Consider the following 19,731-nt stretch of genomic DNA (forward strand, 5'->3'; position numbering starts at 1 on the left):
ACCCCCGACCGTACGCCCGGGGACGGGGTCGCGCTCAGTTCCTCGGCCCGGAGCCGGAGTCGGGCCGCCCCTGGCGCGGGAGTCCGCCGAGGCCCGTGACGGCGTCGGCGTCGGCGTCGCAGTATTCGCGTACGGCGCTGGTACGGGCGACGATCCGGCCGCCGTGGATGACGATGCGGCTGTAGGCGAGGGAGAGCGCCGCGGAGAGCCGTTCGCCGCGTACGGCGAGGAGTTCGGCGGGGAAGCCCGCCTCGACCCGCACGTCGGGGAGGCCGAGCGTCGCGCGCGCGGCCGTGGAGACCAGGGCGTACGCCTGCTCGGCGCGCAGCCCCGCCTGCGAGGCGAGGAGGTAGGCGGCTTCGAGCGGATCGCCCCGGCCGACGGGGTTGGCCGTGTCCCGCAGCGCACCGCTGCCCGCCGCGACGCGCACGCCGGCGGAGCGCAGAAGGCGTACGGGGGCGGTCGTACGGCGTTCCGCGCCGGCGCAGCCGCCCTGGGGCAGGCAGACCACGGTGATCCCGGCGGCGGCGAGCCCGTCGGCGGCGCGGGCCGCGATGTCCAGGGGCAGGTGGGCCAGTCCGGCGCAGGGGCCGAGGGTGACGCCCGGGCGGAGGCCCGCGGCCATCGCGGCGAGCCGGGCCAGCCGGGCGGGGTCGTCGGCGTCGGTGTGCAGGTCCACGGGGCAGCCGTGCTCGGCGGCGATCTCCAGGACGGCTTCGGTGTAGCCCGTGGGGTCGGGGTCGAGGTCCGGGCAGCCGCCGACGACGGCCGCGCCCATCTTCACCGCGTCCCTGAGCATCGCCAGGCTGTCCGCTCCGGCGATGCCGGTGAGGAGCCGGGGGACCGCGACGGGCAGGACGTCGGCGAGGCCGCGCAGGGCGCGCCGGGTCTGCAGGACGGCTTCGAGCGGGGCGAGGCCCTGGACGTCGCCGACGCGTACGTGGGTGCGCAGGGCGGTGGCGCCGTGGCCGAGCTGGAGCAGAGCGGCCTCGGTGGCGCGGCGCTGGATGTCCTCGGCGCGGTGGGAGGCGGGGCCGGGGCTGTCGGGGCCCAGGCTGTCCGCGGTGAGGGCGGTGTCGCTGTGGGCGTGGGGTTCGGCCGGGGCGGGGAGCAGGAGGTAGCCGCGGAGGTCGATGCGGGGGCCGCGGGAGGTGAGGCTGCCCGCGGTGCCGCCGGCCGCGATCCGGCCGCCGCTCAGGCGTACGTCCACGGCCCGGCCGTCGGCGAGGCGGGCGCCGCCGAGGACGAGGACGGGGGTGTCGGCGGTGGTGGCTGCGTCGGCGCTGTCGGGCGCGTTGTCGTCGGGCCGCCGTGGCTGGCTGTCAGGCATCGCGCTCCTGGGAGGGGTGCAAGATCACACGGAGTGACCACACCCTAGGGGCGTGCGGGGGCGGCTTCCGGGAGGAGCGGAATAGTCGTACCGGTGCGCCCGCCCCGGCGGCCGGACCGGCCCGCTCCGCAGTCGTACGTGACCTGGATCAAGGCCTGATCAGGGGGTGTGGGCGGCCCCGGACGGAGGGCCGGAAGGGGCGGCACAAACGGATTTGGGCAACCGGCCCGGGACCGTGTAATGTCTTCATCGCTCGCCCCAATAGCTCAGTCGGTAGAGCGTCTCCATGGTAAGGAGAAGGTCTGCGGTTCGATTCCGCATTGGGGCTCTGGTGATCGGGAAACCCCGCTTCGGCGGGGGGACTCATCATCAAAGCGGTGTAGCTCAGTCGGTAGAGCAAGCGGCTCATAATCGCTGTGTCACCGGTTCAAGTCCGGTCACCGCTACTAACGGTAGCCGATTGTTGGGTCGGTCCTTCGATCGGCTACCCTTTTATGCGTTCATCCGTCCAACGTCCGTCCAAGGAGCACTCACGTGGCTGCCACCGACGTCCGCCCGAAGATCACGCTGGCCTGCGTGGAGTGCAAGGAGCGGAACTACATCACCAAGAAAAACCGGCGTAACAACCCGGACCGTCTTGAGATGAAGAAGCACTGCCCGCGCTGCAACTCGCACACCGCGCACCGCGAAACGCGCTGAATCAGGCTCGTACACGAGGCCGTCCCCTCTGGGGGCGGCCTCGTGTCGTTGTACGGGGTCGTTCCCCGCGCGGGGAGTGCCCTTGTTCGTCTTTCATCAGGTTCACCAGGTTTCTCAGGAGGTAGCGAGCTCATGGCGCTCGACCAGTCCTTCGTGGGGCGGACCTATCCGCCCACTCCGGCGTACGAGGTCGGCCGGGAGAAGATCCGCGAGTTCGCCGAGGCGGTGGGCGACACCCACCCGGCGTACGTCGACGTGGATGCCGCCCGTGCGCTCGGTCACGCCGATGTGATCGCGCCGCCCACGTTCGTCTTCTCGATCACCTACCGGGCCGCCGGAGAGGTGGTGCAGGACCCGCAGTTGGGCCTGGACTACAGCCGGGTGGTCCACGGGGACCAGAAGTTCTCCTATGTGCGTCCGGTGCGGGCGGGGGACCGGCTGACGGTCACCTCGACGATCGAGAGCATCAAGTCCCTGGCGGGCAACGACGTCATCGACATTCGCGGGGATGTGCACGACGAGGCCGGTGAGCTGGTGGTCACGGCACTCACGAAGCTGGTGGCGCGCGCCGCCGAGGAGGCGTGATGACGGCGAAGGTCTCTTACGGGTCGGTCGAGGTCGGTACGGAGCTGCCGGCGCAGTCGTTCCCGGTGACGCGGGCCACGCTCGTGCAGTACGCGGGTGCCTCGGGCGACTTCAACCCGATCCACTGGAACGAGAAGTTCGCGCGCGAGGTCGGGCTGCCGGACGTGATCGCGCACGGCATGTTCACGATGGCCGAGGCGATCCGGGTGGTCACCGACTGGGCCGGCGACCCGGGCGCGGTCGTCGACTACGGGGTGCGCTTCACGAAGCCGGTCGTCGTGCCCAACGACGACAAGGGCGCGCTGATCGAGGTCAGCGGCAAGGTCGCGGCGAAGCTGGACGACCACCTGGTCCGGGTGGACCTGGTCGCGATGTGCGACGGCAAGAAGGTGCTGGGGATGTCCCGCGCCGTGGTCCGGCTCGCCTGAGGCGTACCGGCGAACGCACGCACCTGGCGAACACGCATGAGGGACGCCCGTCCGCGGAGGGGCGTCCCTCACTTGTTGTTCGTTCGCCCCGGTCCCTTGCCTCATTGGTTATTGAGTAATAACTTACTTTCATGGCAAGGATGAGTGCGGAGGAACGGCGCGAGAGCGTCGTCCGGGCGGCGATCACCGAGTTCGCCCGCGGTGGTTACAACGGCACGTCCACCGAGGTGATCGCCCGGCGGGTCGGCGTCTCGCAGCCCTATCTCTTCCGGCTCTTCCCCAACAAGCAGGCGATTTTCATCGCCGCCGCCGAGCGTTGCCTGCAGGACACCCGCCAGGTCTTCGTAGTGGCCTCCGAGGGGCTGGAGGGGGAGGAGGCCCTGCACGCCATGGCCAGGGCGTACCAGCGGCTGATCGTCCACGACGGCGAGAAGCTGATGATGCAGATGCAGGTGTACGCGGCGGTCGCCGCGGCCGAGGCCTCCGGGGACCACGCCTTCGGGGCGTCCCTGCGGGCGGCCTGGGAGCGGATGTGGGACGACGTGCACCTGGTGCTCGGGGCCGATGTGAACGAGACGACGACGTTCCTGGCGTACGGGATGCTCGTCAACACCCTCGCCTCGCTGGGCTTCCCGGCCGAACACCGCGTCTGGACCGGGTTCTACGACTCGGCCAGGCCCGTCGAGTGAACAGCGCGTACCGGGTGCGCCCGGATTTCTGTCCGCAGAAGTTAGTCATCAATAACTAACCAGCAGGGGGAGACATGTCAGCAGGGGGAGCAGTGGACGCACAGCACGGTACGGCCGGCCGCGGGGGAGCGGTCTGGGTCCTCGTCATCACCAGCGTCGCCGGATTCATGGCGGCCCTCGACAATCTCGTCGTCACGACCGCCCTTCCCTCCATCCGCGAGAGCCTCGGCGGCGGCCTGGAGGAGCTGGAGTGGACGGTGAACGCGTACACCCTGACCTTCGCCGTGCTGCTGATGCTCGGGGCCGCGCTCGGGGACCGGTTCGGCAGACGGCGGCTGTTCATGGCCGGCCTCGCCGTCTTCACGGCCGCCTCAGCCGCGGCCGCCCTCTCCCCGGGCATCGAGGAGCTCATCGCCTTCCGGGCGGTCCAGGGCGTCGGCGCGGCGGTCATGATGCCGCTGACGCTCACCCTGATCGGCGCGGCCGTCCCGGCCGAGCGGCGCGGAGCGGCCCTGGGTGTCTTCGGCGCGGTCACCGGCGTGGCGGTCGCCAGCGGCCCGCTGATCGGCGGCGCGCTCACCGAGCACATCTCCTGGCAGTGGATCTTCTGGCTGAACGTGCCCATCGGCCTGGTGCTGCTGCCGCTGGCCCGGCTGCGGCTCACGGAGTCGTACGCCCCGAAGGCGCCGCTGGACATCCGCGGCACGCTCCTAGTCGGCGCGGGCCTCTTCGGCATCGTCTACGCCCTGGTCAACACCGCGAGCCACGGATGGGGAGACCCCGTCGTCGTGACCGGGCTGATCGCGGGCACGGCGCTGCTCGGGCTGTTCGTCCACCACGGCCTGCGGGCGCAGAACCCGATGCTGCCGATGCGGCTGTTCCGCAGCCGGGCCTTCCTCGGGATCAACGCCGCGAGCCTGCTGATGTTCCTCGGGATGTTCGGGTCGATCTTCCTGCTCAGCCAGTTCCTCCAGAACGGCCTCGGCCACTCGCCCACCGAGGCCGGGCTGCGGATGCTGCCCTGGACCGGGATGCCGATCCTCGTGGCGCCGCTCGCCGGGTACCTCTCCGACCGCTTCGGCGGCCGTCCGGTGGTGGCCACCGGGCTCGCCCTCCAGGCCGTCGGGCTCGCCCTGTTCGCCCTGATCATCGATCCCGGGGTGAGCTACCTCGCCCAGCTTCCCGCCCTGATCATCGGCGGCGTCGGCATGGCGATGTACTTCGCGCCCGCCGCGAGCCTGGTGCTCTCCAGCGTCCGGCCCGGCGAGCAGGGCATCGCCTCCGGGGCCAACAACGCGCTGCGGGAGGTCGGCGGGGCGCTCGGGGTCTCCGTCCTCGCCGCCGTCTTCGCCGCGCAGGGCGGCTACGGCTCACCCCGGCTGTTCGCGGACGGAACGATGCCCGCCCTCTGGATCGGGGCCGGTGCGGTCGCCCTGGGCGCCCTCGTCGCGCTCCTGATCCCGGGCCGCCGAGCCGCCGGCCGCCCCGCCCCGGAGCCGGATGACCAGGGGGCGGCGGAGCCGGCGCCGGTGGCCGTCTGAGCCCCCGGACCCCGGAGTACGGTCCGTGGCCCCGCACGAGCGGCGGGGGCGCGGACCGTACTCTTGTCCCCGTGCAGGACCGCCACGACCGATGCCGAGGTGATCGCCGCCGTCCGCGAGGCCGACGCGAGCGGCACCCCGCTGCTCGTCATCGGCGGCGGCTCCAACCTGGTCATCGGGGACAAGGGCTTCGACGGCACCGCCCTGCGGATCGCCACGAAGGGCTTCGAGCTCTCCGGTACGTCACTGGAGCTGGCGGCCGGAGAGGTGTGGACCGACGCCGTTGCCCGGACCGTCGAGGCGGGCCTCGCGGGCATCGAGTGCCTGGCCGGTATCCCCGGATCCGCGGGCGCGACCCCCATCCAGAACGTCGGCGCGTACGGACAGGAGGTGTCCTCCACCATCACGGAGGTCGTCGCCTACGACCGGCACACCCGGGAGACCGTGACGATTCCGAACACGGAGTGCGCGTTCTCGTACCGTCACAGTCGCTTCAAGGCCGAACCCGACCGGTTCGTGGTGCTGCGTGTCCGATTCGAGCTGGAAGAGGCGAGCGGGCTTTCCGCGCCCCTCAAGTACCCCGAAACGGCCAGGGCCATGGGCGTCGAGCAGGGCGACCGCGTCCCGCTGCCGGCCGCCCGCGAGACCGTGCTGCGGCTGCGGGCCGGCAAGGGCATGGTGCTGGACCCGGAGGACCACGACACCTGGTCGGCGGGGTCCTTCTTCACCAACCCGATCCTCGAACCGGCCGCGTTCGAGGACTTCCTCGGCCGGGTTCGCGAGCACCTCGGCCCGGACGTGACGCCCCCGGCCTTCCCTGCCGAGGACGGCCGCACGAAGACCTCGGCCGCCTGGCTGATCGACCGGGCCGGATTCACCAAGGGCTACGGCAGCGGCCCCGCCCGGATCTCCACCAAGCACACCCTCGCGCTCACCAACCGGGGCGCGGCCAGCACCGAGGACCTGCTCGCCCTGGCCCGCGAGGTCGTCGCCGGGGTGCACGCGGCCTTCGGCGTCACGCTGGTCAACGAGCCGGTGGCGGTCGGCGTCAGCCTCTGATCCGTCCGGGCGCGCGGCCCGGGCAAGGGCTCAGTAGGCGATGCCCACGCCCTGCTTCACGGTCTCCGCGTCGTCGATCAGCGCCAGCATCGCGTGCGCCACATCGGCCCGGGAGATGGACCGCCCGCTGCGCGGCGTACCGCCCACGGCCCGGCGGTAGACACCCGTGCGCGGCCCGTCCGTCAGCCGCGGCGGCCGCACCGAGGTCCAGTCCGTCGCACTGGCGGCCAACGCCGCCTCCATCCGGGCGAGATCGGCGTACAGCTCCGCCAGGACCGCCCCGATCCCCTTGCGCATCAGTCGGTCCACCAGCGGATCGCCCGCCGGCTCCGGCCCCACCGGCGCCGCGCTCACCACCACCAGCCGCCGGACGCCCTCGGCCTCCATCGCCGTCACGATCTGCCCGGTCAGCCGCTCGGCGACGCCGTTCGCCTTCCGGCCGCGCGACCCCAGCCCCGAGAGCACCGCGTCCCGCCCCGCCACCGCCCCGCGTACAGCGGCCGCGTCGTCCAGCCGGACGACGGCGTGCAGCGTCCTACGGTCCAGCGGCTCCGGAAGCCGGTCCGGGGCGCGGACCACGACCGTCACCTCGTGGCCCGCGGCGAGCGCCTGCCCGACGATCTCCCGACCGACGCCGCCGGTCGCCCCGAACACGGTGATCCTCATAGTGCGCCCCCTGGTTGGTGAGTGTTTACTAACCTCTAGAGTGAGTGCCTTCCCGCCCGGTCGTCAAGATTTCCGGGTCACGGCCTCTTGGAGCACGCATGGACCAGAAGCCCGCCCGCGTCCGGATCGTCGACGCGGCGCACGAGCTGATGCTCTCCATCGGCCTCGCCCGGACCACCACCAAGGAGATCGCCAGGGCGGCCGGCTGCTCGGAGGCGGCGCTCTACAAATACTTCTCCGGCAAGGAAGAGCTGTTCGTCACCGTCCTCGCCGAGCGGCTGCCCCGGCTCGGGAACCTGCTCGGCGAACTGACCGCCGGCGAGGGAGCCGTCGAGGGCAACCTCACCGAGATCGCCCGCGTGGCCGCCCTGTTCTACGAGCAGACCTTCCCCATGGTCGCGTCCCTGTACGCCGAACCCCAGCTCAAACGCCGCCACGAACAGGACGTGGGCGGGCTGGAAGCCGGACCCCACCTGCCGATCCAGCAGCTCGACGCCTACCTGCGCGCCGAACAGGGCGCGGGCCGCATCCGGGCCGACGCGGAAACCTACGCCGCCGCCTCCCTGCTGCTGGGCGCCTGCGCCCAGCGGGCCTTCGCCTACGCCGCGCTCCCCGGCGGCAGGCCCCCGCAGCCCTTGGACGACTTCGCCGCCTCCCTCGCCCGTACGCTCCTGGCCGGGATCAGTTAGCCAGCCAGTCGTCGATTCCGGACAGCAGCTTCTCCCGTACGTCCACGGGGGCCGCCGATCCGCGCACCGACTGCCGGGCCAGTTCGGCCAGCTCCTCGTCGGTGAAGCCGTGGTGGCGGCGCACCAGCTCGTACTGGGCGGCCAGCCGCGAACCGAACAGCAGCGGATCGTCCGCTCCCAGCGCCATCGGCACGCCCGCGTCGAACAGCGTGCGCAGGGGGACGTCGGCGGGCTTCTCGTAGACGCCGAGCGCCACGTTGGACGACGGGCAGACCTCGCAGGTGATCTGCCGTTCGGCGAGCCTGCGCAGCAGCCGGGGGTCCTCGGCGGCCCGGACGCCGTGGCCGATCCGCGAGGCGTCCAGGTCGTCGAGGCAGTCGCGCACGCTGGAGGGCCCCGACAGCTCCCCGCCGTGCGGGGCCGCCAGCAGACCGCCGTCCCGGGCGATGGCGAAGGCCCGGTCGAAGTCGCGGGCCATCCCGCGCCGCTCGTCGTTGGAGAGCCCGAAGCCGACGACGCCCCGGTCCGCGTACCGCACGGCGAGCCGGGCCAGCGTGCGGGCGTCCAGCGGGTGCTTCATCCGGTTGGCGGCGATCACCACGCGCATGTCCAGGCCGGTGTCCCGGGAGGCGCTGTCCACAGCGTCCAGGATGATCTCGATGGCCGGGATCAGCCCGCCGAGCAGCGGGGCGTACGAGGTGGGGTCGACCTGGATCTCCAGCCAGCCGGAGCCGTCCGCGACGTCCTCCTGGGCGCTCTCGCGCACCAGGCGCTGGATGTCCTCGGGGGACCGCAGGCAGGACCGGGCGATGTCGTAGAGGCGCTGGAAACGGAACCAGCCGCGTTCGTCGGTCGCCCGCAGTTTCGGCGGCTCGCCGCCGGTCAGGGCGTCGGGGAGATGGACCCCGTACTTGTCGGCGAGTTCGAGCAGGGTGGTGGGCCGCATCGACCCGGTGAAGTGCAGGTGCAGGTGGGCCTTGGGCAACAGACGTACATCACGCTCCATCGGAAGATCCTGCCGCACGGGCGGGCCGGAGCGGTAGCCGCTTTCCCCTTCCGGGGGCTGCTCGAACAAAAAAAGCGCCCCCGGCCGGAGGGGATTCCGGCGGCCGGGGGCGCTCTTCGTCAGCGGTTCGCGCGGGGGTCTCAGGCCTTGGCCTCGCCCAGCAGCTTCTGGATCCGCGAGACGCCCTCGATCAGGTCCTCGTCGCCCAGGGCGTAGGAAAGGCGCAGGTAGCCCGGGGTGCCGAAGGCCTCGCCGGGCACGACGGCGACCTCGGCCTCGTCCAGGATCAGGGCGGCCAGCTCGACCGTGGTGGCCGGGCGCTTGCCGCGGATCTCCTTGCCGAGCACGTCCTTGACCGCCGGGTAGGCGTAGAACGCGCCCTCGGGCTCCGGGCAGAACACGCCGTCGATCTCGTTGAGCATCCGCACGATGAGGTTGCGGCGGCGGTCGAAGGCGGTGCGCATCTCGGCGACCGCGTCGAGCGGGCCGGAGACGGCGGCGAGCGCGGCGACCTGGGCGACGTTGGAGACGTTGGAGGTGGCGTGCGACTGGAGGTTGGTCGCGGCCTTGACGACGTCCTTGGGGCCGATGATCCAGCCCACCCGCCAGCCGGTCATCGCGTACGTCTTGGCGACGCCGTTGACGACGATGCACTTGTCGCGCAGCTCGGGCACGATCGCCGGGAGCGAGGTGAAGGTCGCGTCGCCGTAGACGAGGTGCTCGTAGATCTCGTCGGTCATGACCCACAGGCCGTGCTCGACGGCCCAGCGCCCGATCGCCTCGGCGTCGGCCTCGCTGTAGACCGCGCCGGTCGGGTTGGACGGCGAGACGAACAGGACGACCTTGGTCTTCTCCGTGCGCGCGGCCTCCAGCTGCTCGACGGAGACCCGGTAGCCGGTGGTCTCGTCGGCGACGACCTCGACCGGGACACCGCCGGCGAGCCGGATCGACTCGGGGTAGGTGGTCCAGTACGGGGCGGGGACGATGACCTCGTCGCCCGGGTCGAGGATGGCGGCGAAGGCCTCGTAGATGGCCTGCTTGCCGCCGTTGGTCACCAGGATCTGGCTGGCGTCGACCTCGTAGCCGGAGTCGCGCAGCGTCTTCTCCGCGATGGCGGCCTTCAGCTCGGGGAGCCCGCCTGCGGGGGTGTAGCGGTGGTACTTCGGGTTGCGGCAGGCCTCGACCGCGGCGTCGACGATGTAGTCGGGCGTCGGGAAGTCGGGCTCGCCGGCCCCGAAGCCGATCACCGGACGCCCGGCGGCCTTGAGGGCCTTGGCCTTGGCGTCGACGGCGAGGGTCGCGGACTCGGAGATCGCACCGATGCGGGCCGAAACCCGGCGCTCGGACGGTGAAGTTGCAGCGCTCATGGCCCCATGCTCCCAGACCGTGAAAGCCGTCGGCACAGGGGTTTCAGGGACCGGACAGGACCCGGGCAGCATCCGGACAGGACCGGTCGGTAGTTGTCTGTTCGACGCGGCGGCCCTGAACACGTACACTCACCTGTCGTTGGCCTTCACCAGCCACACCGTCTCCGCACCCGGTCACCGGGGAAGATGCGGTAGGTTGGTGGAAACCACCAAGGGTCGTAGCTCAATTGGTAGAGCACTGGTCTCCAAAACCAGCGGTTGGGGGTTCAAGTCCCTCCGGCCCTGCTACACACTCCTTCGCCAGGATGTGTGCGCATGTACGTACTTCATTGCACAGCCGTGCGGCTCCACCGGGCGCGGCACGGCCACGACCCGGAATCAGGTGAGTAGCGTGACGGACGCCGTGGGCTCCATCGACATGCCTGATGCTGAGGATGAAGCTCCCGAGTCGAATAAGAAGTCTCGGAAGGGCGGCAAGCGCGGCAAGAAGGGCCCTCTGGGTCGGCTCGCGCTGTTCTACCGCCAGATCGTCGCCGAACTCCGTAAGGTTGTCTGGCCGACGCGTAGCCAGCTGACGACTTACACCTCCGTGGTGATCGTGTTCGTCGTCGTCATGATCGGTCTTGTTACCGTTCTCGACATGGGCTTCGCCCGGGTCATCAAGTACGTCTTCGGCTGATCCCGCGGAAGGCGTCGGACCCGGCGCCCCTTTCGCACGTTCCACCCTTTGTATCCAGGAAGAAGCAGCCATCGTGTCTGACCCGAACCTGAACGACGCCGTCGAGCCCGAGGCCGGCGCCTCAGAGTCCGCCAAGGACGAGCTCGACATCGTTGAGGCTGCTGACTCCGTGGACCCGGACCAGGCCGAGGCCGCCGATCTCGCCGCGGGCGAGCCCGCCGAGGAAGCCGCCGTGAGCGTCGAGTCCGACGAGGACGCGGCCGCGGAGGACGTCGAGGACGAGGCCACCGAAGCAGTCGAGGCCGACGACGAGAGCGCCGACGAGGAAGAGGCCGAGCCGGCCGCCCCCGTCGACCCCGTCGCCGCGCTGCGTGACGAGCTCCGCACCCTCCCCGGCGAGTGGTACGTCATCCACACGTACGCCGGTTACGAGAAGCGCGTGAAGGCCAACCTGGAGCAGCGGGCCGTCTCGCTGAACGTGGAGGAGTTCATCTACCAGGCCGAGGTGCCTGAAGAGGAAATCGTCCAGATCAAGAACGGCGAGCGCAAGAACGTCCGGCAGAACAAGCTCCCCGGCTACGTGCTGGTGCGCATGGACCTGACGAACGAGTCCTGGGGCGTCGTGCGGAACACGCCGGGCGTCACCGGCTTCGTGGGCAACGCCTACGACCCGTACCCGCTGACGCTGGACGAGATCGTCAAGATGCTCGCCCCGGAGGCCGAGGAGAAGGCCGCCCGCGAGGCCGCCGAGGCCGAGGGCAAGCCGGCTCCGTCCCGCAAGGTCGAGGTCCAGGTGCTGGACTTCGAGGTCGGCGACTCGGTCACCGTCACCGACGGCCCGTTCGCCACGCTGCAGGCCACGATCAACGAGATCAACGCCGACTCGAAGAAGGTCAAGGGCCTCGTCGAGATCTTCGGCCGCGAGACCCCGGTCGAGCTCAGCTTCGACCAGATCCAGAAGAACTAGCGCTTCCCGCCGGTTTCTGGACACATGCCTACCCAGCAGGTCAGAGGGGCTTCACAGCCGCTCTGACCTGTTGGTTTTTGGTCGCACAGCTATACCCGTTATCGTTGTGCGGTATGCCTCCATCCGGATGACCGGAATCGGCGGCGAAACACTCTCATAGGACCCGGAGAGAGCAATGCCTCCCAAGAAGAAGAAGGTCACGGGGCTTATCAAGCTCCAGATCAACGCCGGTGCGGCGAACCCGGCCCCGCCGGTCGGCCCCGCGCTCGGTCAGCACGGCGTCAACATCATGGAGTTCTGCAAGGCCTACAACGCCGCGACCGAGTCGCAGCGTGGCATGGTCGTGCCGGTGGAGATCACGGTCTACGAGGACCGCTCCTTCACCTTCATCACGAAGACTCCGCCGGCCGCCAAGCTGATCCTCAAGGCCGCGGGTGTGGACAAGGGCTCCGGCGAGCCGCACAAGACCAAGGTCGCCAAGCTGACGGCCGACCAGGTCCGCGAGATCGCCACGACGAAGCTCCCCGACCTGAACGCCAATGACCTCGACGCCGCGTCGAAGATCATTGCCGGCACCGCCCGTTCCATGGGCATCACGGTCGAAGGCTGATTCAGCCCCGTACCCCCCAGTGGTAGGACCAAGCGCTGGTCCGCACCACGACTCCACACTCTGAAACCACAGGAGTAGAAGTGAAGCGCAGCAAGAACCTCCGCGCTGCGGACGCCAAGATCGACCGGGAGCGCAACTACGCCCCGCTCGAGGCCGTCCGTCTCGCCAAGGACACCGCCTCCACGAAGTTCGACGGCACCGTCGAGGTCGCCTTCTGCCTGGGTGTCGACCCGCGCAAGGCCGACCAGATGGTCCGCGGCACCGTGAACCTCCCGCACGGCACCGGCAAGACCGCCCGGGTCCTGGTCTTCGCGACCGGTGACCGTGCTGCGGCCGCGGAAGCCGCCGGAGCCGACATCGTCGGCGCCGACGAGCTCATCGACGAGGTGGCGAAGGGCCGTCTGGACTTCGACGCCGTCGTCGCGACCCCGGACCTCATGGGCAAGGTCGGCCGTCTCGGCCGCGTGCTCGGTCCGCGTGGTCTGATGCCGAACCCGAAGACCGGCACCGTCACCCCCGACGTCGTGAAGGCTGTCAACGACATCAAGGGCGGCAAGATCGAGTTCCGCGTCGACAAGCACTCGAACCTGCACTTCATCATCGGCAAGACCTCGTTCGACGAGACCAAGCTGGTGGAGAACTACGCAGCGGCGCTGGACGAGATCCTGCGTCTGAAGCCGTCCGCCGCCAAGGGCCGCTACATCAAGAAGGCCACCCTGGCCACCACGATGGGCCCCGGCATCCCGCTGGACGCCAACCGCACCCGCAACCTCCTCGTCGAGGAGGACCCGGCCGCCGTCTGAGCCGTCGCGCTCACCCGGTAGCCGCGTCGCACGCGTGCTCTGTGTGAACGGGCCCCGCAACCTTTCGAGGTGCGGGGCCCGTCCTCGTATCCGAACGGCCCCTGTCTGTCAGTGCCCTGTGGCACGGTGATGCGGGGGACGAAAGCCGATACGAGGGGTGGACCGACAGCATGAGGACGAGCACGGCACGACGGATGGGCACGGCTCTGGCCGCCGCGGCGGCACTGACGTCGATAGCGGCCTGCAGCGGCTCCGACGGCTCGGCGGGCTCCGGCGACTCCGGCACGGGCAAGGCGGGCGCCGTCGGCAAGGCGAGCCCCGTCGCCGCTCTGAAGCAGGTGCAGCAGAAGACCGGCGGCGCCCAGTCCGCGAAGGTCGAGGGCACCACCGAGATGGGCAGCACCGTCTCCATGAAGCAGTCCGGGGTCATCGGCTGGGCCGATGGCCTCTCGGGCGCGCTGACCATCACGTACACCGGCGGCACCATGGGCGACGCCCTGAAGCAGACCGGCGGCGACGGATCGGTCCAGGCGCGCTACTTCAAGGACGCGTACTACGCCAACCTGGGCGCCGGCATGGCGGCCAACACCGGCGGCAAGAGCTGGATCCGGTACTCCTACAAGGACCTCGCCGAGCTGGGCGGGGCCTCCGGCGACGTCATGCAGGACCAGGTCCAGAACAGCACCCCCGACCAGGGAGTGAAGGCGCTCCTGGCCTCCGGCGACGTCAAGAAGGTCGGCCAGGAGGACGTCCGCGGGGTCTCCGCGACGCGCTACTCCGGCACGGTCGACGTGGCCGAGCTGACCGCGAAGAACAGCGACCTCGACGCGAAGCAGCTCGCCGAGTTCAAGGAGCAGCTGGCGCTGGCCGGGGTGACCACCCAGACCGTCGACATCTGGGTCGACGACAACGACCTGCTGGTGAAGAAGACCGAGCGCGGCGAGATGAAGACCGGCGCGTTCAACTCGACGCTCTTCTACAGCGACTACGGCACCGAGGTCCCCTCCGACAAGCCGGCGGCCTCGGACACCGTGGACTTCAAGGAGCTGCTGAAGCAGGGCGGCAATACCCCGGGCGGCGCCTCCTGACACCTTCCGCACGGGACGAACAGAGACGGATTTGCCCGTCGCCCGTCCGGTCGCGTACTCTCACCAGGAAGCCAAAGACCGCTGGTCGTCGCTGTGCCTCGTCAGAGGGACGGTGACCGAAGGTTCCGCTAGATCGGACGACCTGCGCAGGTGACTGTGGAATCGCTCCCGGACTCTGTTCGGTCGAGCTGCGCCCTGGCACTTGTGCTGGGGCGTTTCGTCTTTCCCGGCCCCTTCTGAGCGGTCCTCATCACCCGGAAGGAGGCCGACGCTCATGGCAAGGCCCGACAAGGCTGCCGCGGTAGCCGAGCTGACGGACCAGTTCCGCAGCTCGAACGCCGCCGTGCTGACCGAGTACCGGGGTCTCACCGTGGCACAGCTCAAGGAGCTGCGCCGTTCGCTCGGTGAGAACGCCCAGTACGCCGTGGTGAAGAACACGCTGACCAAGATTGCGGCCAACGAGGCCGGGATCGACACGCTGGACGACCTGTTCTCGGGTCCGACGGCGGTTGCCTTCGTCACCGGTGACCCGGTGGAGTCGGCGAAGGGTCTTCGTGACTTCGCCAAGGACAACCCCAACCTCATCATCAAGGGCGGTGTCCTTGACGGTAAGGCGCTGTCCGCCGATGAGATCAAGAAGCTCGCGGACCTCGAGTCCCGCGAGGTTCTGCTCTCCAAGCTGGCCGGTGCTTTCAAGGGCAAGCAGACGCAGGCGGCGCAGGTCTTCCAGGCCCTGCCCTCCAAGTTCGTCCGCACCGCGGAAGCTCTTCGCGCCAAGAAGGAAGAGCAGGGCGGTGCCGGTACTCCGGCTCCCGCCGAGGCCGCCGAGTAATTTCGCTCAGCGGTCCAGCGGGCTCCACGTACGCCCGCCGACATATACATCCGGCACCTGCCGAATAGTGGAAGGACGCCTATCATGGCGAAGCTGTCCCAGGACGACCTGCTCGCGCAGTTCGAAGAGATGACCCTCATCGAGCTCTCCGAGTTCGTGAAGGCCTTCGAGGAGAAGTTCGACGTCACCGCCGCCGCGGCCGTCGCCGTCGCCGGTCCCGCCGTGGGCGGCGCCCCGGCCGAGGCCGAGGCCGAGCAGGACGAGTTCGACGTCATCCTCACCGGTGCCGGCGAGAAGAAGATCCAGGTCATCAAGGTCGTGCGTGAGCTGACCTCGCTGGGTCTCAAGGAGGCCAAGGACCTCGTCGACGGCACCCCGAAGCCGGTCCTCGAGAAGGTCGCCAAGGAGGCCGCCGAGAAGGCTGCCGAGTCCCTCAAGGCCGCCGGCGCTTCCGTCGAGGTCAAGTAACACCTCGGGAGTCCTCCGGACTCCCTGGGCACGTCATGTGCCCGCGCCAAGGGCGATCACCCATCCGGGTGGTCGCCCTTCGGCGTGCCCGCGGCGGGTGCCTTGCTCTTCGGCCGACGACGAGTAGGGTGATCTTCGCCGTGCGCCTCTCGCGGGCCCCTCAGGGGCGTCCTGCGGGTATCCCGGGGGTGGCCGGTGAAGGTCCCTGGAGGTCCGATCGGACCGGCGGGCCTTGACGAACCGGACGCGGCGCGCAATTCTCAGGACGCGTCCTCACTTCGATCCGTATCCGAGGCATGGATCGAGAGTGAAGAGGGAAGTAAAGAAGCGCGCACCCCGCGCGAGGGCTAGGGCTAGACATAGGTGTTGAGAACAGCTGTTGAGAGCAACGTGGGTCTCTGAGAACCCCGACTGGACATCAGTGTGCCGCTTGGCTACACTGACCCTTTGCGCTGCCTGTTAGCTGCCTCCTGCCCGTCACCAGGGGCATGCCCACGCTGAAGCACCGATGACCGACCCCCTCCGACCTGGTCGTTTGCGACCGATTCGGAACGGCCTGTCTTTGTGTCCAGAGTGGGACCGGTACGCGCGTAGTGAGTCCGAGCCCTCGGAAGGACCCCCTCTTGGCCGCCTCGCGCAACGCCTCGACCGCGAATACGAACAACGGTGCCAGCACCGCCCCGCTGCGCATCTCTTTTGCAAAGATCAAGGAGCCCCTCGAGGTTCCGAACCTCCTCGCGCTGCAGACCGAGAGCTTTGACTGGCTCCTCGGCAACGCCGCATGGAAGGCTCGCGTCGAGGCTGCTCTGGACAGTGGACAAGACGTCCCCACCAAGTCCGGCCTGGAGGAGATCTTCGAGGAGATCTCTCCGATCGAGGACTTCTCCGGGTCGATGTCGCTTACGTTCCGCGACCACCGCTTCGAGCCCCCGAAGAACTCGATCGACGAGTGCAAGGAGCGCGACTTCACGTTCGCCGCGCCGCTCTTCGTCACGGCCGAGTTCACCAACAACGAGACCGGCGAGATCAAGTCCCAGACGGTCTTCATGGGCGACTTCCCGCTCATGACCAACAAGGGCACCTTCGTCATCAACGGCACCGAGCGTGTCGTCGTGTCGCAGCTGGTCCGCTCGCCGGGTGTCTACTTCGACTCCTCCATCGACAAGACGTCCGACAAGGACATCTTCTCCGCCAAGATCATCCCTTCCCGGGGTGCCTGGCTGGAGATGGAGATCGACAAGCGCGACATGGTCGGTGTCCGCATCGACCGCAAGCGCAAGCAGTCCGTCACCGTCCTCCTCAAGGCTCTCGGTTGGACCACCGAGCAGATCCTCGAGGAGTTCGGCGAGTACGAGTCCATGCGCGCCACCCTGGAGAAGGACCACACCCAGGGCCAGGACGACGCACTGCTCGACATCTACCGCAAGCTGCGTCCGGGCGAGCCGCCGACCCGCGAGGCCGCTCAGACGCTGCTCGAGAACCTCTACTTCAACCCGAAGCGCTACGACCTCGCGAAGGTCGGCCGCTACAAGGTGAACAAGAAGCTCGGCGCCGATGAGCCGCTGGACGCCGGGGTGCTCACCACCGACGACGTCATCGCGACCATCAAGTACCTGGTCAAGCTGCACGCCGGCGAGACCGAGACGATCGGCGAGTCCGGCCGGGAGATCGTCGTCGAGACCGACGACATCGACCACTTCGGCAACCGTCGTCTGCGCAACGTCGGCGAGCTCATCCAGAACCAGGTCCGTACGGGCCTGGCGCGGATGGAGCGCGTCGTGCGCGAGCGCATGACCACCCAGGACGTCGAGGCGATCACGCCGCAGACCCTGATCAACATCCGGCCGGTCGTCGCCTCCATCAAGGAGTTCTTCGGCACCAGCCAGCTGTCGCAGTTCATGGACCAGAACAACCCGCTGTCGGGTCTCACCCACAAGCGCCGTCTGTCGGCTCTTGGCCCGGGTGGTCTCTCCCGTGAGCGGGCCGGCTTCGAGGTCCGAGACGTGCACCCGTCCCACTACGGACGCATGTGCCCGATCGAGACCCCCGAAGGCCCGAACATCGGTCTGATCGGTTCGCTCGCCTCGTACGGCCGCGTCAACGCGTTCGGCTTCATCGAGACGCCGTACCGCAAGGTCGTCGACGGCCAGGTCACCGACGACGTCGACTACATCACCGCCGACGAGGAAGACCGCTTCGTCATCGCCCAGGCGAACGCGACGCTCTCCGACGAGCTGCGCTTCACCGAGCCCCGCGTCCTGGTCCGCCGTCGTGGCGGAGAGGTCGACTACGTGCCCGGCACGGACGTCGACTACATGGACGTCTCGCCGCGCCAGATGGTGTCCGTCGCCACCGCGATGATCCCCTTCCTGGAGCACGACGACGCCAACCGTGCCCTCATGGGCGCGAACATGATGCGGCAGGCGGTGCCGCTGATCAAGTCCGAGGCCCCGCTCGTCGGCACCGGCATGGAGTACCGCTGCGCCACCGACGCCGGCGACGTCCTCAAGGCCGAGAAGGACGGTGTGGTCCAGGAGGTCTCCGCGGACTACATCACCGTCACGAACGACGACGGCACGTACACCACGTACCGCATCGCCAAGTTCATGCGCTCCAACCAGGGCACCTCGGTCAACCAGAAGGTCGTCGTCTCCGAGGGCGACCGGATCGTCGCCGACCAGGTGCTCGCCGACGGACCGGCCACCGAGAACGGTGAGATGGCCCTCGGCAAGAACCTGCTCGTGGCGTTCATGCCGTGGGAGGGTCACAACTACGAGGACGCGATCATCCTGTCGCAGCGCCTCGTGCAGGACGACGTCCTCTCCTCGATCCACATCGAGGAGCACGAGGTCGACGCCCGTGACACCAAGCTCGGCCCCGAGGAGATCACCCGGGACATCCCGAACGTCTCCGAAGAGGTCCTCGCCGACCTCGACGAGCGCGGCATCATCCGGATCGGTGCCGAGGTCGTCGCCGGTGACATCCTCGTCGGCAAGGTCACGCCCAAGGGTGAGACCGAGCTGACCCCCGAGGAGCGCCTGCTCCGCGCGATCTTCGGTGAGAAGGCGCGCGAGGTGCGCGACACCTCGCTGAAGGTGCCGCACGGTGAGATCGGCAAGGTCATCGGCGTCCGCGTCTTCGACCGCGAAGAGGGCGACGAGCTGCCGCCGGGCGTGAACCAGCTGGTCCGCGTCTACGTCGCGCAGAAGCGCAAGATCACCGATGGTGACAAGCTCGCCGGCCGTCACGGCAACAAGGGCGTCATCTCCAAGATCCTGCCGATCGAGGACATGCCGTTCCTGGAGGACGGCACCCCGGTCGACATCATCCTCAACCCGCTGGGTGTCCCGTCCCGAATGAACCCGGGACAGGTCCTGGAGATCCACCTCGGCTGGCTCGCCAGCCGCGGCTGGGACGTCTCCGGCCTCGGTGACGAGTGGGCCCAGCGCCTGCAGGCCATCGGCGCCGACCAGGTCGCCCCCGGCACCAACGTCGCCACGCCCGTCTTCGACGGTGCGCGCGAGGACGAGATCACCGGCCTCTTCCAGGCCACGATCCCCAACCGCGACGGCGACCGCCTGGTCCAGCCCTCCGGCAAGGCCCAGCTGTTCGACGGCCGCTCCGGCGAGCCGTTCCCGGACCCGGTCTCGGTCGGGTTCATGTACATCCTCAAGCTGCACCACCTGGTCGACGACAAGCTCCACGCGCGTTCGACCGGCCCGTACTCGATGATCACCCAGCAGCCGCTGGGTGGTAAGGCGCAGTTCGGTGGTCAGCGCTTCGGTGAGATGGAGGTGTGGGCCCTTGAGGCTTACGGCGCCGCGTACGCCCTCCAGGAGCTCCTGACGATCAAGTCCGACGACGTGACCGGCCGCGTGAAGGTCTACGAGGCCATCGTCAAGGGCGAGAACATCCCCGAGCCCGGCATTCCCGAGTCCTTCAAGGTGCTCATCAAGGAAATGCAGTCGCTCTGCCTCAACGTGGAGGTGCTGTCCTCGGACGGCATGTCCATCGAGATGCGCGACACGGACGAGGACGTCTTCCGCGCGGCGGAGGAACTCGGTATCGACCTGTCCCGGCGCGAGCCGAGCAGCGTCGAAGAGGTCTGACGGGCCGGGGGGGGGGGGGGGGGGGGGGGGGGGGGGGGGGGGCGCCCCCCCCCCCCCCCCCCGCTTCCTTCTTCACAGTGGTCTGGTCACTGTGGTCCTCGGCAGGTGGGCCGTGG

At 69.3% G+C, this 19,731-nt stretch carries 19 protein-coding genes and 3 tRNA genes; 18 read left to right on the forward strand and 4 right to left on the reverse strand.

The genetic code is table 11. The features are described 5' to 3' along the window. Positions 1-34: 34 nt before the first annotated feature. Complete coding sequence (locus JS521_RS11480) at positions 35-1,330, reverse strand: amidohydrolase family protein (protein WP_205082628.1); 1,296 nt, start codon at positions 1,328-1,330, stop codon at positions 35-37. Positions 1,331-1,585: 255 nt separating this feature from the next. On the opposite strand from JS521_RS11480, the gene JS521_RS11485 reads away from it, so the two are divergent. The 8 genes from JS521_RS11485 (at position 1,586) to JS521_RS11520 (ending at position 6,331) form a co-directional block, all read left to right on the forward strand. After that, positions 1,586-1,658, forward strand: a tRNA-Thr gene (locus JS521_RS11485). A gap of 45 nt (positions 1,659-1,703) precedes the next feature. Then, positions 1,704-1,776 (forward strand) — tRNA-Met (locus JS521_RS11490). A gap of 88 nt (positions 1,777-1,864) precedes the next feature. Continuing rightward, complete coding sequence (rpmG, locus tag JS521_RS11495; RefSeq protein WP_003956487.1) at positions 1,865-2,029, forward strand: 50S ribosomal protein L33; 165 nt, start codon at positions 1,865-1,867, stop codon at positions 2,027-2,029. A 132-nt stretch (positions 2,030-2,161) separates the two neighbouring features. After that, positions 2,162-2,614 carry a MaoC family dehydratase N-terminal domain-containing protein gene (locus JS521_RS11500; protein ID WP_205082629.1) on the forward strand — a complete coding sequence of 151 codons (453 nt, stop codon included), beginning with the start codon at positions 2,162-2,164 and terminating at the stop codon, positions 2,612-2,614. Beyond that, positions 2,614-3,042, forward strand: a complete 429-nt coding sequence (locus JS521_RS11505) for a MaoC family dehydratase (RefSeq protein WP_205082630.1) — start codon at positions 2,614-2,616, stop codon at positions 3,040-3,042. Before JS521_RS11500 ends, JS521_RS11505 begins: the two co-directional genes overlap by 1 nt. A gap of 140 nt (positions 3,043-3,182) precedes the next feature. After that, the gene (locus tag JS521_RS11510; RefSeq protein ID WP_205082644.1) at positions 3,183-3,731 is read left to right on the forward strand and encodes a TetR/AcrR family transcriptional regulator; all 549 of its coding nucleotides are present in this window, start codon (positions 3,183-3,185) and stop codon (positions 3,729-3,731) included. A gap of 74 nt (positions 3,732-3,805) precedes the next feature. Next, positions 3,806-5,272 (forward strand): MFS transporter, encoded by a 1,467-nt coding sequence (locus tag JS521_RS11515; RefSeq protein WP_205082631.1) that lies wholly within the window; start codon positions 3,806-3,808, stop codon positions 5,270-5,272. Positions 5,273-5,335: 63 nt separating this feature from the next. Then, positions 5,336-6,331: a UDP-N-acetylmuramate dehydrogenase gene (locus tag JS521_RS11520; RefSeq protein WP_239487117.1), complete on the forward strand. Its 996-nt coding sequence runs from the start codon at positions 5,336-5,338 to the stop codon at positions 6,329-6,331. A 30-nt stretch (positions 6,332-6,361) separates the two neighbouring features. Here the strand turns inward: JS521_RS11520 and JS521_RS11525 are convergent, their stop codons facing one another. Continuing rightward, the gene (locus tag JS521_RS11525; RefSeq protein ID WP_205082632.1) at positions 6,362-6,997 is read right to left on the reverse strand and encodes an NAD(P)-dependent oxidoreductase; all 636 of its coding nucleotides are present in this window, start codon (positions 6,995-6,997) and stop codon (positions 6,362-6,364) included. Positions 6,998-7,095: 98 nt separating this feature from the next. Here JS521_RS11525 and JS521_RS11530 point away from each other — a divergent pair, with 98 nt between their 5' ends. Beyond that, positions 7,096-7,686, forward strand: coding sequence for a TetR/AcrR family transcriptional regulator (locus JS521_RS11530; protein WP_205082633.1), 591 nt, complete (start codon positions 7,096-7,098; stop codon positions 7,684-7,686). On the opposite strand, the gene JS521_RS11535 is transcribed toward JS521_RS11530, so the two are convergent. Then, on the reverse strand, positions 7,679-8,692 hold the full coding sequence (locus JS521_RS11535) for an adenosine deaminase (protein WP_032782826.1): 1,014 nt from the start codon (positions 8,690-8,692) through the stop codon (positions 7,679-7,681). The two genes, JS521_RS11530 and JS521_RS11535, sit on opposite strands and share 8 nt — an antisense overlap. Before the next feature lie 140 nt (positions 8,693-8,832). Continuing rightward, on the reverse strand, positions 8,833-10,059 hold the full coding sequence (locus JS521_RS11540; RefSeq protein ID WP_205082634.1) for a pyridoxal phosphate-dependent aminotransferase: 1,227 nt from the start codon (positions 10,057-10,059) through the stop codon (positions 8,833-8,835). 212 nt (positions 10,060-10,271) lie between these two features. Between JS521_RS11540 and JS521_RS11545 the strand changes: the two genes are divergently transcribed. The 9 genes from JS521_RS11545 to rpoB all read left to right on the forward strand — a co-directional run bounded on the left by JS521_RS11545 (position 10,272) and on the right by rpoB (position 19,615). Beyond that, positions 10,272-10,344 (forward strand) — tRNA-Trp (locus tag JS521_RS11545). Between the two features lie 106 nt (positions 10,345-10,450). Then, entirely contained in the window at positions 10,451-10,738 is a 288-nt protein-coding gene (gene secE, locus JS521_RS11550; protein WP_205082635.1) for a preprotein translocase subunit SecE, read from the forward strand. Positions 10,739-10,811: 73 nt separating this feature from the next. Beyond that, the gene (gene nusG, locus JS521_RS11555) at positions 10,812-11,705 is read left to right on the forward strand and encodes a transcription termination/antitermination protein NusG (protein ID WP_205082636.1); all 894 of its coding nucleotides are present in this window, start codon (positions 10,812-10,814) and stop codon (positions 11,703-11,705) included. A 175-nt stretch (positions 11,706-11,880) separates the two neighbouring features. Next, positions 11,881-12,315, forward strand: coding sequence for a 50S ribosomal protein L11 (gene rplK, locus JS521_RS11560; RefSeq protein WP_018550660.1), 435 nt, complete (start codon positions 11,881-11,883; stop codon positions 12,313-12,315). A gap of 80 nt (positions 12,316-12,395) precedes the next feature. Next, complete coding sequence (gene rplA / locus JS521_RS11565) at positions 12,396-13,118, forward strand: 50S ribosomal protein L1 (protein ID WP_205082637.1); 723 nt, start codon at positions 12,396-12,398, stop codon at positions 13,116-13,118. A gap of 170 nt (positions 13,119-13,288) precedes the next feature. Further along, on the forward strand, positions 13,289-14,206 hold the full coding sequence (locus tag JS521_RS11570; RefSeq protein WP_205082638.1) for an SCO4651 family lipoprotein: 918 nt from the start codon (positions 13,289-13,291) through the stop codon (positions 14,204-14,206). A 274-nt stretch (positions 14,207-14,480) separates the two neighbouring features. Continuing rightward, on the forward strand, positions 14,481-15,038 hold the full coding sequence (rplJ, locus tag JS521_RS11575; protein WP_003966997.1) for a 50S ribosomal protein L10: 558 nt from the start codon (positions 14,481-14,483) through the stop codon (positions 15,036-15,038). Between the two features lie 84 nt (positions 15,039-15,122). Then, positions 15,123-15,506 (forward strand): 50S ribosomal protein L7/L12, encoded by a 384-nt coding sequence (rplL, locus tag JS521_RS11580; RefSeq protein WP_205082639.1) that lies wholly within the window; start codon positions 15,123-15,125, stop codon positions 15,504-15,506. Between the two features lie 623 nt (positions 15,507-16,129). Beyond that, entirely contained in the window at positions 16,130-19,615 is a 3,486-nt protein-coding gene (rpoB, locus tag JS521_RS11585; protein WP_205082640.1) for a DNA-directed RNA polymerase subunit beta, read from the forward strand. The last annotated feature ends 116 nt before the right edge of the window (positions 19,616-19,731 follow it).

Source organism: Streptomyces durocortorensis, from assembly GCF_016901035.1.
Lineage (GTDB): Bacteria > Actinomycetota > Actinomycetes > Streptomycetales > Streptomycetaceae > Streptomyces > Streptomyces durocortorensis.

Excerpts from the sequence above, each read along its gene's own strand:
- JS521_RS11480 (WP_205082628.1), bottom strand. The coding sequence starts at position 1,330 with ATGCCTGACAGCCAGCCACGGCGGCCCGACGACAACGCGCCCGACAGC.
- rplL (WP_205082639.1), top strand. The coding sequence starts at position 15,123 with ATGGCGAAGCTGTCCCAGGACGACCTGCTCGCGCAGTTCGAAGAGATG.
- JS521_RS11505 (WP_205082630.1), top strand. The coding sequence starts at position 2,614 with ATGACGGCGAAGGTCTCTTACGGGTCGGTCGAGGTCGGTACGGAGCTG.
- rplJ (WP_003966997.1), top strand. The coding sequence starts at position 14,481 with ATGGCAAGGCCCGACAAGGCTGCCGCGGTAGCCGAGCTGACGGACCAG.
- JS521_RS11540 (WP_205082634.1), bottom strand. The coding sequence starts at position 10,059 with ATGAGCGCTGCAACTTCACCGTCCGAGCGCCGGGTTTCGGCCCGCATC.
- JS521_RS11535 (WP_032782826.1), bottom strand. The coding sequence starts at position 8,692 with ATGGAGCGTGATGTACGTCTGTTGCCCAAGGCCCACCTGCACCTGCAC.
- JS521_RS11570 (WP_205082638.1), top strand. The coding sequence starts at position 13,289 with ATGAGGACGAGCACGGCACGACGGATGGGCACGGCTCTGGCCGCCGCG.
- JS521_RS11500 (WP_205082629.1), top strand. The coding sequence starts at position 2,162 with ATGGCGCTCGACCAGTCCTTCGTGGGGCGGACCTATCCGCCCACTCCG.
- JS521_RS11515 (WP_205082631.1), top strand. The coding sequence starts at position 3,806 with ATGTCAGCAGGGGGAGCAGTGGACGCACAGCACGGTACGGCCGGCCGC.
- JS521_RS11525 (WP_205082632.1), bottom strand. The coding sequence starts at position 6,997 with ATGAGGATCACCGTGTTCGGGGCGACCGGCGGCGTCGGTCGGGAGATC.
- JS521_RS11530 (WP_205082633.1), top strand. The coding sequence starts at position 7,096 with ATGGACCAGAAGCCCGCCCGCGTCCGGATCGTCGACGCGGCGCACGAG.
- JS521_RS11510 (WP_205082644.1), top strand. The coding sequence starts at position 3,183 with ATGAGTGCGGAGGAACGGCGCGAGAGCGTCGTCCGGGCGGCGATCACC.
- rplK (WP_018550660.1), top strand. The coding sequence starts at position 11,881 with ATGCCTCCCAAGAAGAAGAAGGTCACGGGGCTTATCAAGCTCCAGATC.